The sequence below is a fragment of the Candidatus Nanosynbacter sp. TM7-075 genome (assembly GCF_022828255.1).
Classification (GTDB): Bacteria; Patescibacteriota; Saccharimonadia; order Saccharimonadales; family Saccharimonadaceae; genus Nanosynbacter.
This window is the reverse complement of record NZ_JAJQJW010000002.1, coordinates 231613-243919: the sequence shown is the minus strand read 5'-3', so window position 1 is coordinate 243919 and position 12307 is coordinate 231613. Positions and strand designations below refer to the sequence as shown.

At 41.9% G+C, this 12307-nt stretch carries 12 protein-coding genes and 1 tRNA gene; 12 read left to right on the top strand and 1 reads right to left on the bottom strand.

The features are described 5' to 3' along the window. Positions 1-39 precede the first annotated feature (39 nt). Positions 40-129, top strand: a tRNA-Ser gene (locus LRM42_RS02790). Between the two features lie 21 nt (positions 130-150). Beyond that, a complete protein-coding gene (locus LRM42_RS02785) occupies positions 151-1224 on the top strand; it encodes a hypothetical protein (RefSeq protein ID WP_243816661.1) in 1074 nt (357 codons plus the stop codon). 4 nt (positions 1225-1228) lie between these two features. Here the strand turns inward: LRM42_RS02785 and LRM42_RS02780 are convergent, their stop codons facing one another. Next, positions 1229-2467 (bottom strand): bifunctional folylpolyglutamate synthase/dihydrofolate synthase, encoded by a 1239-nt coding sequence (locus tag LRM42_RS02780; RefSeq protein ID WP_243816660.1) that lies wholly within the window; start codon positions 2465-2467, stop codon positions 1229-1231. Positions 2468-2665: 198 nt separating this feature from the next. Between LRM42_RS02780 and LRM42_RS02775 the strand changes: the two genes are divergently transcribed. The 10 genes from LRM42_RS02775 (at position 2666) to LRM42_RS02730 (ending at position 12306) form a co-directional block, all read left to right on the top strand. Then, on the top strand, positions 2666-5068 hold the full coding sequence (locus tag LRM42_RS02775; protein WP_243816659.1) for a ribonucleoside-diphosphate reductase subunit alpha: 2403 nt from the start codon (positions 2666-2668) through the stop codon (positions 5066-5068). A gap of 13 nt (positions 5069-5081) precedes the next feature. Beyond that, positions 5082-6059 (top strand): ribonucleotide-diphosphate reductase subunit beta, encoded by a 978-nt coding sequence (locus LRM42_RS02770; RefSeq protein WP_039327939.1) that lies wholly within the window; start codon positions 5082-5084, stop codon positions 6057-6059. A gap of 14 nt (positions 6060-6073) precedes the next feature. Beyond that, positions 6074-6469: a pyridoxamine 5'-phosphate oxidase family protein gene (locus tag LRM42_RS02765; RefSeq protein ID WP_243816658.1), complete on the top strand. Its 396-nt coding sequence runs from the start codon at positions 6074-6076 to the stop codon at positions 6467-6469. A gap of 57 nt (positions 6470-6526) precedes the next feature. After that, on the top strand, positions 6527-6700 hold the full coding sequence (locus tag LRM42_RS02760; protein WP_165000163.1) for a hypothetical protein: 174 nt from the start codon (positions 6527-6529) through the stop codon (positions 6698-6700). A gap of 62 nt (positions 6701-6762) precedes the next feature. After that, the gene (locus LRM42_RS02755; RefSeq protein WP_243816657.1) at positions 6763-7668 is read left to right on the top strand and encodes a hypothetical protein; all 906 of its coding nucleotides are present in this window, start codon (positions 6763-6765) and stop codon (positions 7666-7668) included. Positions 7669-7686: 18 nt separating this feature from the next. After that, a complete protein-coding gene (locus LRM42_RS02750; protein ID WP_243816656.1) occupies positions 7687-8697 on the top strand; it encodes a hypothetical protein in 1011 nt (336 codons plus the stop codon). An 86-nt stretch (positions 8698-8783) separates the two neighbouring features. Next, entirely contained in the window at positions 8784-8942 is a 159-nt protein-coding gene (locus LRM42_RS02745; protein WP_164999857.1) for a hypothetical protein, read from the top strand. Between the two features lie 45 nt (positions 8943-8987). Beyond that, positions 8988-10619 (top strand): arginine--tRNA ligase, encoded by a 1632-nt coding sequence (argS, locus tag LRM42_RS02740; RefSeq protein ID WP_243816655.1) that lies wholly within the window; start codon positions 8988-8990, stop codon positions 10617-10619. Between the two features lie 31 nt (positions 10620-10650). Continuing rightward, positions 10651-11829 (top strand): hypothetical protein, encoded by a 1179-nt coding sequence (locus tag LRM42_RS02735; protein ID WP_243816654.1) that lies wholly within the window; start codon positions 10651-10653, stop codon positions 11827-11829. A 27-nt stretch (positions 11830-11856) separates the two neighbouring features. Next, on the top strand, positions 11857-12306 hold the full coding sequence (locus LRM42_RS02730; protein WP_243816653.1) for an MscL family protein: 450 nt from the start codon (positions 11857-11859) through the stop codon (positions 12304-12306). Position 12307 lies beyond the last annotated feature (1 nt).

Below are 12307 nucleotides of genomic sequence, written 5' to 3'. Positions count from 1 at the left end.
CCATAAGGGGCAATAAAGTTGTGGTATAATTATCAACAAGGAAGGGTGCAGGAGTGGTTGAACTGGCACGCCTGGAACGCGTGTAACGGAGCAATCTGTTCGAGGGTTCGAATCCCTCTCCTTCCGCCAAGAGATATTTGAGGGGGTATTATGGAAATATACGAGCATCATACAGAAAAGCGTATAGAACCAAGAGAACATTATACGTACTTAATCAATATTTTGATAGACGCATATAATGCTGGTAAGTTACCAGAGATAAAAGATATTATTATCGAACCTGAATATGGGTATGTGGCGTCAATTGAGTATAATTCTGGAGAACACAGAGTTTTATATGGACATGATCCTGGGTTTAATTCAGGAAGTGCAGAGCAATTAGCTAATGATAAGGGGTATACAAAGTTTTTGCTTAGAGAAAATGGCATAAATTGTGCAAGAGGTTCTGAATTTCTTTTACCTTGGTGGGCGGATATGCTGCGTCAATCAGACCGTCAGCAGTTTAATCACTCTATGCGTGACACAAAAGAAGCCCTTGGCTATATTGATAAATCTTTAGGATTTCCTGTCTATGTTAAACCTAGCAGAGGTTCTCAAGGAGTTGGTGTAGCTAGAGTTGAAACCGCCGAAGAACTTGATAAGCTTCTTAATCAGTATAACGAGGAACGTGTTAAAGTAGCTGTCATTGAAGAAGAATTAAAAATGCCTGACTATCGCATATTGGTTTTTGATGATGAGGTAGTTAATGCCTATGAGAGACGACCTTTTTCTGTTGAGGGTGATGGAGTAAGTAATTTAGAACAGCTAATTGATTTGAAACATAAGACCTTAGTAGATTCTGGTAGAGATATACATTTTGAAAGGCAGCTACCTATAATTATGAATAAATTAGGGAAAATGGGTCTGTCTATGACCGATATTATACCGGAAGGCGCAGATGTTCGTTTGATGGATATATCAAATTTATCAGCAGGAGGAACGCCAGTTGATGTCGGTGAAGTTATGCATCAGCGGTGGCGAGATCTAGCTGTCAGGGTGGCAAGAATCTTTGATTTACGAATATGTGGGGTTGATTTGGCGTGTAAGGATATTACGCAATCAGATAGCGAATACGGCGTAATAGAGGTAAACGCAACGCCTGGTGCCAAACAATTTATGGCAAGCGGTGCGGCTCAGCAGGAAAAGCTAGAAGATGTTTTTGTTAAATTCTTCCGAACATTATAATGATCTACCTTGCCGCAAATTCACTCACCAAATAAAACGACCCGGTAACAACGACGTACGTATCAAGCTGTTGGGCTTTCTTGATGGCTTTTGTGAGAGCTCTGTCTGGATTGTATTCAATCTCGACTGCAGATTTCATAACACGGCGGATGGCTTCTGGCGGTACGTTGCGGTGGTTTTTACCGTAATCGGTACTGAACGTGGTGGCGTAAGTCAGCTGTGCCAAGTTGTCAATCATGGAGAGTGATTTCGCCAACGACAACTGCTTATTCTGCCCGAATGCTGCCACGAAAACAGGCTTTTTCTCTGGATATATTTTTCGTAATGAATCAATCAAGGCGCGGATTTTCTGGGGATTATGCGCAACATCAAATATGATGTCAACTCCATCAACATTGTGCTTCTCTAACCGTCCGGGAATAGTGATATGTACAGATTTTTTCAGAGCCTCTTTTGGCAGAGGCGGCTTTTTATCTAGCGCCAGCAGCTTTTCAACGGCGCGGTACGCCAATGTCCAATTCCGCTGCTGAAAATCCGGCAGTATTTTCAGAAAATCGTCAATAATTGGCGAAGCAATAGAGAACTGTGAGTGCTGTGACTCTGCATGTTGCCGAATAATCGTTTCAATTTCAGAAGTTTGTCGGTTCATCACGACTGAATCGCTTTGATGGATAATACCAGCTTTTTCTTGGGCGATCTCTGTCAGAGTATTGCCTAATAATTCCGTATGGTCTAGTCCGATATCAGTGATGACGCGTACAGTTGGCGAACGGAAAATCACGTTGGTTGTATCTAGCCGACCGCCAATCCCAACCTCAATTATGATATAATCAACGTCTATTTTCTTAAATAGCCAAAAACTAAAAATCGTCAAAAATTCAAAATACGATAGATGCAGGTTGTGTACTGTGTAAAGATTGGCAAACGCTTGAAAATAATGCAAATATTCTTGTTTAGGCAGCGGCTGCCCGTTGATAAGCGAGCGCTCGGCGACGCTGGCAATATGCGGCGACACTAATGTACCGGTGGTATAACCAGCCCGGTTCAGTAAACTGGTAGCATAATAAGCAGTCGAACCCTTGCCGGAGGTGCCAGCGATGTGGATGGCGGGAATTTGATTTTGCGGACTACCAAGGGTTTCCAAAATGTGCGCTACATATACCAGCCGATTATGTTTTTCGGGCGGATGGGTGATTAACTCGTCCAAAAAATAAGTGGCGTCGCGCATTGAGACAAATTTCATACCGTATCTGATTATAGCAAAAATAGGTTGTAATTTTTACTAAATAGCTTGCAAAACACTAGATATAGCGGCTATAGTTATTATTGTACGCTATATATATAGCGAGCCCATAAATAAACAAAAACACAAGCTACGAAGATAAGCCACCAGATGAGGTGTTGGTGGTTTGTTTTTAAGAGGGGAAATTAAGGAGGGTATGTGAAAGAAATTAACGTAGTCAAACGCGACGGAACGAAAGAGCCGTTTGATGCTAATAAAATTAACACGGCTATTTTAAAAGCGTGCGAAGGTTTGCCGGACCAAATTTCTAAAGTTGTTCAAGTTGCGACTGAATTGCAATTGACATTATTTGATGGAATTACGACCGAGCAATTGGACGAGGCTGTCATTCAAACAGTTTTGCAAAACGTTAAGGACGACCCAGATTACGATAAAATCGCGGCACGATTATTACTGAAAACTGTCTATAAGCAGATTTTGGGCGATTATGAAACGGCGGAAGAATTGAAAAAGCTTCATGCGCGCGAATTTCCGAAGTTCGTTAAGGCGGCGGTAAAAGAAGGTTTGCTAGATAAGCGCATGGCCGACGGTCGATTTGATTTGAAAAAGCTGGCGGCGGAACTTGATCCAGCGCGTGATGATTTGAGTAAATATTTGGGTGTGGTTACCAATAAAAACCGCTACGCTCTTCGTAAGCAAAACGGTTCACCAATTGAAACACCTCAGTTTACGCACATGCGTATTGCTATGGGACTTAGTTATAACGAATCTGACCCAACGACTGCAGCGATTGAGTTTTATAATCACATGAGTAATTTGGAGTACGTTCCTGGCGGCTCAACGCGAGTTAATGCTGGCGGTTCGTTCCCGCAACTCAGCAACTGTTTTTTGCTTAATGTCGATGATGATATGGAATCAATTGCTAAGGCTGTTCGCGACACAATGTGGATTGCTAAAGGTACGGGCGGAATTGGCATTGGCTTTACAAAGCTACGTGCAGCGGGCAGTCCAGTTAAAACCACCAACACTGAATCGACTGGACCGATTCCATTTATGAAGATGATTGATACGGCGCTTTTTGCGGTTTCTCGTAAGGGCAAAAAGGCTGGTGCGGCTGCAATTTACATGGAAAACTGGCACCTTAATTTTGATCAATTTGTTGATCTTCGTCAAAACTCTGGCGACCCATATCTAAGAACCAGATTTGCAAATACCGCGGTATTTATTTCTGACGAATTTATGAAGCGAGTAGAGAAAGACCAAGATTGGTATTTGTTTGATCCAGCGGAAACTCCAGATTTGACGGAATTATATGGCGAAGAATTTTCGGCGCGATATAAAGAATATATCAAGATGGCGGAAGCTGGGAAATTGCGAACATTTGATAAAGTTCCAGCTCGTCAGCAGTTTAAGCGCATTTTGACTAGCTTACAAGCAACTTCGCATCCGTGGCTAACTTGGAAAGATACGATTAACGTGCGAGCATTAAATAACAATACGGGTACGATTCACCTCAGTAACTTGTGCACGGAAATTACATTGCCGCAGGATAAAAATAATATTGCGACGTGTAATTTAGTGAGTATTAATTTGTCGGCATTTCTTAGCGAGGATAAGACTTGGGATTGGGATAGATTGAAAGAAGCGGCTCGTGCGGCAGTGCGACAATTGGACAATTTGTGCGACATCACTCAAACGCCAATTCCAGAAGCGATGCATTCGAATCAGCAAACTCGAGCAATTGGCCTGGGAATTATGGGTCTTTCTGACGTGTTGGAGAAGTTGGGCTATTGCTACGAATCGAAAGAAGCGTACGATTTGGTTGATCAATTAACGGAGTTCATTAGCTATCACGCGATTGACCAGTCGGCTGATTTGGCAAAGCAATTGGGCAGCTATCCAGCATTTGCGGGCAGTGGTTGGAGCAAGGGAACCCTTCCAATTGATACGGTTGATAAGCTGTCGAAAGATCGCGGCGTGAAGGTGAAAATAGACCAAAAGACGCGACTGGACTGGGATAGCTTGCGAAAGAAAGTGAAGAAGGGAATGCGAAATGCGACTCTTATGGCAATTGCGCCGACGGCTAACATTGGTCACGTGGCGGGAACGACTCCTGGAATTGATCCGCAATTTGCGCAGATTTTCAGTCGCTCGACTTTGAACGGTAAGTTTTTGGAAGTGAACCATAATTTAGTTCGCGATTTGAAGAAGCTTGGTTTGTGGGACAATTTGAAAGATGAGATTTTTGCGGCGCAAGGCGATATTCAAGATATTGACGGTATTCCTCAGAATATCAAGGATGTTTATAAAACAAGTTTTCAGCTCAGTCCGTACGCGTTTATTGAGGTGGCGGCTAGGGCTCAGAAATGGGTCGATCAGGCGATTTCTCGAAATATGTACCTGGAGACGCGAGATATTGATGAATATGTGAAGATTTATTCGGAAGCGTGGAAGCGTGGCTTGAAGACGACATATTATCTACACGTTAAGCCGCGTCATCAGTCGGAGCAAACGACGGTTTCAGTTGATAAAATTGCAGAACAAAAAGTCCGCACAAATAGTAAAGTGCGCGGATTTGGATTTGCGAAAATTAATAAATAAGGAGGAAATTAAGATGGGAATTTTAGGTTCAGGATTACGCGATGGATTATCACTTCACCCAATTCGTTACCCTTGGGCGTATGATCTTTATAATCAAGCAGTGGCTAACACGTGGTTTCCAAACGAAGTCCAATTAGTTCAGGATTTGGCAGATTTTGAAAAATTGTCTGACGATGAAAAACACGCATTGAAAACAGTTATTAGCTATTTGAACCCAAACGAGTTATTGATCAATAAATCATTGGCGTTTGGTATTTATCCATACGTGAACGCGGCGGAAGCTCAACTATATTTGTCAAAACAGATGTGGGAAGAAGCTAATCACTTCATGACGTTTGAATACATTATTGAGACATTTCCGTTTGATCGCGAGGAGATTTACGCTGCGGGATTTGGTAAAAAATCATTGGCTGATAAGGCTGACTTCCAGAATAAGCATTTGGACGTGATGCTTGATCCGAATTTGGATATTTATTCTCTGGAAGGCAAGAAGGACTTTGTTAGGTCTTTGGTGGCGTATAACATCGTGCTGGAGGGGATTTGGTTCTATTCAGGCTTTATGGTTGGCATGAGTTTCCGTCAGCGTAATCTGCTACGTAATGTTGGCTCACTACTGGACTGGATTACTCGCGACGAAAATCTTCATTTGACGTTTGGTATCAATTTGCTTTTGACAATTTTGGACGAGAACCCAGAATTGCAAACACAGGAATTTGCCGAGGAAATTCGTGGCTTGATTCTGCAGGCGGTAGAACTTGAGAAGGCTTACAATAAGGACATGTTGCCAAAGGGAATTTTGGGATTGAACGCTGATTACGTTAACCAGTATGTTATGCATATGACCGACCGACGCTTGCAGGAGTTAGGTTTTGAGCCTGAATATAACGTGCCAAATCCAGCCAAATGGATGGCAGCCGCCAACGATACGCTGGAATTGGTGAATTTCTTTGAAAGCACGAACACTAGTTATGAAGTTAATACCACGAAGTAATGGGAGTTGATGATATGAACGAATTAGCGAAAGAAATATTAGATACAGTCGAAGTTGGTGCGTTGGCAACGGTGAATGTTGATAGAACTCCTCTGATAACGCCGCTGCACTTTGCGCGATTGGGTGATTCGATAGTTTGGATATCAGAGCCGACTGCGCGCCATTCAGAAAATGCGTTTCGAAACGGTAAGGCGGAATTTGTGGTTTGGGATGATAAAAAGCGAGCAGTTTTCTTAAAAACTAACGTGACTGAACTCCCAGAATCTGAGAAAGAGGCGGCAATGGCGGCTTATAAAGAGAAGTTGGCTGATTTTATGCCACGTTGTCAAAATCCGCAAATATACATTGCACCAATTGGTGAACTTGATGAAAAAACTACAACGGGCAATTGGCTGCATTTTATTGCATAAGCACTATATCTAGCGTAAAATTAGTTAAGTAACTACTAAATATAGGGGAAAATGAAAATGAATGCAAGTCAAATTATTACTGATGACATGACTTTGGAAGAAAAATTGAGTGCCATTGACGCAGCTCTTAAAGCGGCGCAGGAAGCGGCTGACGATCAAGCAAAGTCGAACGGTACTGTTGCGGCACCAGTTGACCCAGCAAGTTTGACTATTTGTGACGGTTGCGAATAGAGTTTCGAGCAGCGTTTTACTATTGACAGCATAGCCAATTATGTTGTATAATTAAGAGCATCATGAAAAAAATTGAGACTTTTTCAGGATCTGAGGCTATAAAAGAGATTAAACAGTGCGCTAAAAAGGGCGCATCTGAAGGTCTGTATGATCCAACCCCAAGAAGACTGCGCGTTCCTCTTGAATTGGTTACTGATTTGCTTTTTGGTAATGTGGGGGATGTTGTCGTTGAGGGGGCTGATAATCTTTTTAAGGCAACTAAGAAAACCGAGGAAAACAAGGGTGTTATATTTGCTACGAGTCACCTAACGGACGTTGATGTTTCGACTGTTGCTAGCGTAGTTTCTGAGTTTAGACATATAGGCGTGACAGTAGCCTCCACTAATATGGGTCTTTGGCATCAGAGGATACCATATAAACTTGTTGGGGTGGATAACTTTTTTCAGGTTCCGTATGTAAGAGATCCGTCTGTGGAAAAAGATGCTATTGATAATAAGTACGCGTTGCCGTTTAATGGTGACGATTACTTAGGTCTGCAAGAAAAAATAACAGATAGTGGACTTTCTGTTATTACTGCAGCACATAACCCGATGAGCAATATTGGGATGAAAAATGACGGTGAACTGCCAGAAAAGGCGGGTAAATTAGCTCCTCATCTAAGCCTAGCGACGGGTGCTGCCATAATTCCTGTACTTATGCAGGTTGAGGGTCAGAAGAGAAATCCAGACCAATTTAATGACAATGCGATACATCCAAAACAGTATTTAGGTGAAAAAACTGTGCGACTGGTATTTGGTGAGACTATTAAGCCTAGTCCTGATGAAGTTGAAGCTTATGCCAATGTTTCGCGTGAAGCGTCTTACTCAGAGGCGGCTCGTGAAAAGCAGCGTCGCATGTTGGAGGCGTTTGGTGGGGAGGCGATATTGGGGTATATGCGTGATAAATATGATCCGGTATTGGCTGCGTAATAAGGAGAGATAGTTAAAATGACTGCAGGAATAGATAAATTTACTCCAACCCCAGAAGAACAAAAATTGTTCGATGAAGTTTTCTATCAAGAGTCTGATATTGACGTAAAAGAAACTGAGCCACAGAGAGAGGGTTTTTCTCTGTCGGTTGCGCTTGATTCTCTTAAGAAATGGGTGCGTGGTAGACGAGAAAAGCACAGCAAACCTTTTGGACTAACTAACAATTCGGCGGTAGAAAAACTTGAGGCAGCCGGAGAAGAGTTGGGACTGCCAGAAACAGACGTTCGACTTTCCTCTGGACTTAAGCTATTGATGGGCTTAATGCATGGCAAAAAGGAAGTTGAAATAATTGGCGAAGATATCTTAATTGAAGCCGCCAAAAGGGCTAAAGAAGAAGGTAAGGGAAGTGTTATAGCGCCAACACATTTCAATGGAGAAGATGTTCCTACGGCTAGTTATTTGGCGTCTTTGTTGAACAAAATTAATATTGGCGTAGCGTCGACTAATAGAGATTGGATTAAGAAGGGCGTTGGCGGAATCAACCTAGAAGCTATACAGTATCTTGCGTTTGGCGCTAAAAACTTTTTTGGTGTGCCATATGAATGGGTAGATAAAAAGAGTAAAAAACCGGTTCACTTTTCAACAGACCATTACGAAGAAGCGGTTAAATTTGTTGAGGATGGTGGATCTTTGGTTTTGGCTGGATATTCAGCGGATGACTCAGTAGGCTCAAAGCCTCGCAGTGAAATGGGCTCTGCAGCGATTCATACGGCATTGAAATCTGGCGCAGACTTGATATTTGTTTACGTATCGTCAGAGGACAAGAAACTTACTATTAGGGTCATGGAAGATGAGGATGGTATGCTTGCGGCGTTTAGCAATTCATATAGAAAGGCGCTAGAGATGAAGGACTCTGATGTATCCGAGCGTTTATTATCGTCATGTAAAGAGTACTTGAAAGACAGCGAAATAGGTAGGGTTATAGCAGAAGAATATAAGCGCCGATCGGACAAAAATAAAGCCAAGTAAGTGGTCGCAAGGTTATAGTTATTGACAAAATAAAAATAATGTGATATCATTTTACTGTATAAAAAATTAAAACAAAAAGGAATAAAATGGCTGAAGAAAAAGATATTCACGGACTTACCGAAGGTGTATTGAGTCGAGACGATATGTCGGCATTGACATATGTATTGCAACACGTGAAAGGGTCTAGTCCAAGTTCGGCGACGAAATTAAGTCTGGAACTGGAAGAGCTTGACGAAACAGCGTAGGGATTTAGCTAGATAATAGTCCACCTCTGTTGTATACTAGACAGTATGGAACAGATTATTTCTCAGGTAGTGAAACAACTTTTTGATCAAGATATATCGATACAATTGACGCGTCCTGATCCGAAGTTTGGTGACTTTGCTACAAATGTGGCGTTGCAATTGGCTAAGCCGCTAGGGAAGAATCCGCGTGAAATTGCGGAGATGATTGCTGAAAATCTGCGCAAGGAAGAGGAGTTTAGCGAAGTAAGCGTGGCTGGTCCAGGTTTTATCAATGTAAAACTGAGCGATCAATCCGTTCTAAATTCTTTGAAAAAAGAGCCAACGACGAAGCGCGCTGGTCAGACGGTTGTAATTGAAACCAATTGTCCGAATCCATTTAAGGCTATGCACATCGGACACGCTTTGAATGCGATTTTGGCAGACACGATGGCTAATTTGTTGGCAGTTGATGGCGCAATTGTGCATCGAGTGAGTTATCACGGTGATGTCGGAACGCATGTTGGTAAAAGTATGTGGGCGATTTTACGTGAGATTGACGGCGATGTGAATAAATTGAACGAAATTCCAGCTGATAAGCGAAATGAATTTATGAGTCGCATGTACGTTGAAGGTGCGCGTGCGGCGAAAGAATCTCCGGAGGCGAAGGCAGAAATTGATGAACTAGCTAAGCAATCATTCGTTCTGGATGATCCGCTATATAAACAAGTTTACGAAATCTGTAAAAGTTGGAGTTTTGACGAAATTGACTCTAATGTTGGGCGACTTGGAAACGTGCCGATTGAGCGACGTTACGTTGAGAGCGAAACTGAAGAATTGGGCAAATCTCTGATTAAAGAGAAAACTCCAGAGGTGTTTACCAAATCTGACGGTGCGTATGTCTTTAAGGGCAGCAAATACGGCGCGTTCGACAACGTGTTTATTGGATCTCACGGCAATGGTCTTTACGGGGCGCATGATATGGGATTGATTCAGTTGAAGTATAAGGATTATCCGAACTTGGACTTGTCAATTACAGTAAACGGCGAGGAACAAGCAGCATACTTCCGCGGCGTGATTGCGGCTAGTGAATTGTCGATTCCGGCTTTGAAAGGAAAATTATTTAATTACGCGACTGGCTTGGTTAAATTGACGACTGGAAAAATGAGCTCGCGAACGGGTGAGGTTGTTACAATTGGCTGGCTGTTCGATGAGTTTAAGAAGGCAATTGAAAATGCTGGCGGCGAGCCAACTGACGACGTGATCGCTGGCGCGCTTCGTTATCAATTCTTGAAAGTGAAGATCGGCGGCGACGTCATATTTGATATTAATGACGCGGTAAGTTTGACGGGAAACACGGGAAGTTACTTGCAGTATGCGCATGCTCGAGCGCGAGGTATTTTAGCTAAATCCGATAAAGAAATTGCCTTTCCGACAGAGTTGTTTGACGAGGATAAGATGCTGGTCAGGAAGTTGAGTGAGTACGTGGACGTGGTTGACCGCGCCAAAGAAAGTCTGGAGCCTCATCACATCTGTACATATTTGTTTGAATTGGCGCAAGAATTTAATCGATATTACGAGAAAAATCAGGTTATTGGTAGTGACAAAGAGGCGCATCGCGTAGGAATCGTGGCAATTTACGCCGATATTCTTAAGGCTGGATTGGCTATTTTGGGAATTGTGGCACCAGAACGGTTGTAAAATATACTATATTAGTATATAATATAAATTCGTGAATGAACGACCGAGTAAACAATTAGATGAGCAACCATATACATCATTTTATGATCGATATTTATCTACTCAGCTATTAACTCCGAGAAGTGATATAGCAGAGAAAAGAGGCATTAAGCGAGAACTCTTGTTAGAATCAGAGAAGCTTTGTGACATAGAAAGTGTGTACGAAAAGTCAGATAAGACGTTTGATGATATAGCGGAGGCTGCTAAATCTGTTGCAGAGCTTGTTTGCGAAACACTTAATTTTAGGTCAACGGGTAATTTTTCAAGTCTGCTTGAAGCGGTAAATATTGCCAAAGACGAAGCTGCTAATTGTTATGGACACACAATCGTTGCGTCAGAATGTTTAGAAAAATTAGGAATTGAACATTTCATTAGTTATGCAAATCAACATACGTTCATTACGCTATTTGACCGTAGTAGTAATAGGTCGTTTATAATAGATGTTTTGACAGAGGAGTTGCGCTGTGAAATGACTGACGCCATTGGCTTTGATGGAATAGATCCAGCTGAGCAGTTGTATTATGGTGAACTCAGAGCTAATAGTACTTTATATACAGATTTATTATTGCAGAAATTGCCTTCATCCGTTAATAGAAGTGATTTTGTAGCTCGACGAGAATGGTTGATGTTCTCGGATGGTATGAAATATCGAGATGGCTACGGAAGAAATGCACGACTACAGATGCTTACTCTGCCGTCTATTCCAGGTAGATTATTATTGCTAGATGAATATAATGCTCGAATTGATCAGTTGAATGGGCGATATAAAGAGGCTGCGGATAAAATAGTAGACTTGTCTGGTATATATTTAGATGTTGATTCTCGGAATGATTTGAAAGAAGCGGATAAATTATGTAGAGAATTAATAAAACAAGGCAGTGGTGATTTGGCTATTCAAGTAGCGTCCGTGGTAAATGATAGTTTGTTGTCGGGAGATTCTTCAAAGAACAGACTGTTTTTTCCTGATGTTATGCGTAAAGTAGCTAAATATGATAGGGATACTAACTTATTGAATGAGGCGATTAGGTTGTACAAGGAAATTATCAATAGTAAACCTAAGTATGATAGCTTGGCTGTAGGGAAGTTAAGGGCTGCCGAAAAGTTGCTGAGGTCTATAAAGGCTGCTGGTGCGATTGTGTGCGATGCTACCTGTGATAAAATTAGTGAATAAATATCTAATAAAAGGAGTTTTATAGTTATGAAATCTTCAGAATCAACTAAAGGTTCGAAAGTATCAGCTAAGAAATTAGCTTCGAAGAGTGTAAAAGCCGCGGCGAAAGTTGCTGCCATCAAAGAAAAGAAAATTGTAAGTGCAGCTATAAAAGATACTCATATGAGCGGATTTATCGACTTTATTCGCGAGCAGGGTGTTGTTGGTTTGGCTGTAGGTTTGGCAATTGGTACTGCAGCTGGCGATACGGTTAAAAAGTTGGTGACGGCATTTATTGACCCGTTAGTGCAGTTGATTGTTGGCTCTCAACAAGGATTGCAATCAGCTTCATTTACGGTTGAAGTTGCTGGACGTAAAGGTGAGTTTTTATACGGCGCGTTCGTTAGCTCGTTAATTACGTTGATAGCCGTTGCGTTTGTTGTATATGCAATTGTTCACTTCTTGAAACTCGATAAATTAGACAAGAAAAATGGCTAAA

Bases quoted from the DNA above. Each gene is read 5' to 3' on its own strand.
- LRM42_RS02785 (WP_243816661.1), top strand. From the start codon at position 151: ATGGAAATATACGAGCATCATACAGAAAAGCGTATAGAACCAAGAGAA.
- LRM42_RS02780 (WP_243816660.1), bottom strand. From the start codon at position 2,467: ATGAAATTTGTCTCAATGCGCGACGCCACTTATTTTTTGGACGAGTTA.
- LRM42_RS02770 (WP_039327939.1), top strand. From the start codon at position 5,082: ATGGGAATTTTAGGTTCAGGATTACGCGATGGATTATCACTTCACCCA.
- LRM42_RS02765 (WP_243816658.1), top strand. From the start codon at position 6,074: ATGAACGAATTAGCGAAAGAAATATTAGATACAGTCGAAGTTGGTGCG.
- LRM42_RS02760 (WP_165000163.1), top strand. From the start codon at position 6,527: ATGAATGCAAGTCAAATTATTACTGATGACATGACTTTGGAAGAAAAA.
- LRM42_RS02755 (WP_243816657.1), top strand. From the start codon at position 6,763: ATGAAAAAAATTGAGACTTTTTCAGGATCTGAGGCTATAAAAGAGATT.
- LRM42_RS02750 (WP_243816656.1), top strand. From the start codon at position 7,687: ATGACTGCAGGAATAGATAAATTTACTCCAACCCCAGAAGAACAAAAA.
- LRM42_RS02745 (WP_164999857.1), top strand. From the start codon at position 8,784: ATGGCTGAAGAAAAAGATATTCACGGACTTACCGAAGGTGTATTGAGT.
- argS (WP_243816655.1), top strand. From the start codon at position 8,988: ATGGAACAGATTATTTCTCAGGTAGTGAAACAACTTTTTGATCAAGAT.
- LRM42_RS02730 (WP_243816653.1), top strand. From the start codon at position 11,857: ATGAAATCTTCAGAATCAACTAAAGGTTCGAAAGTATCAGCTAAGAAA.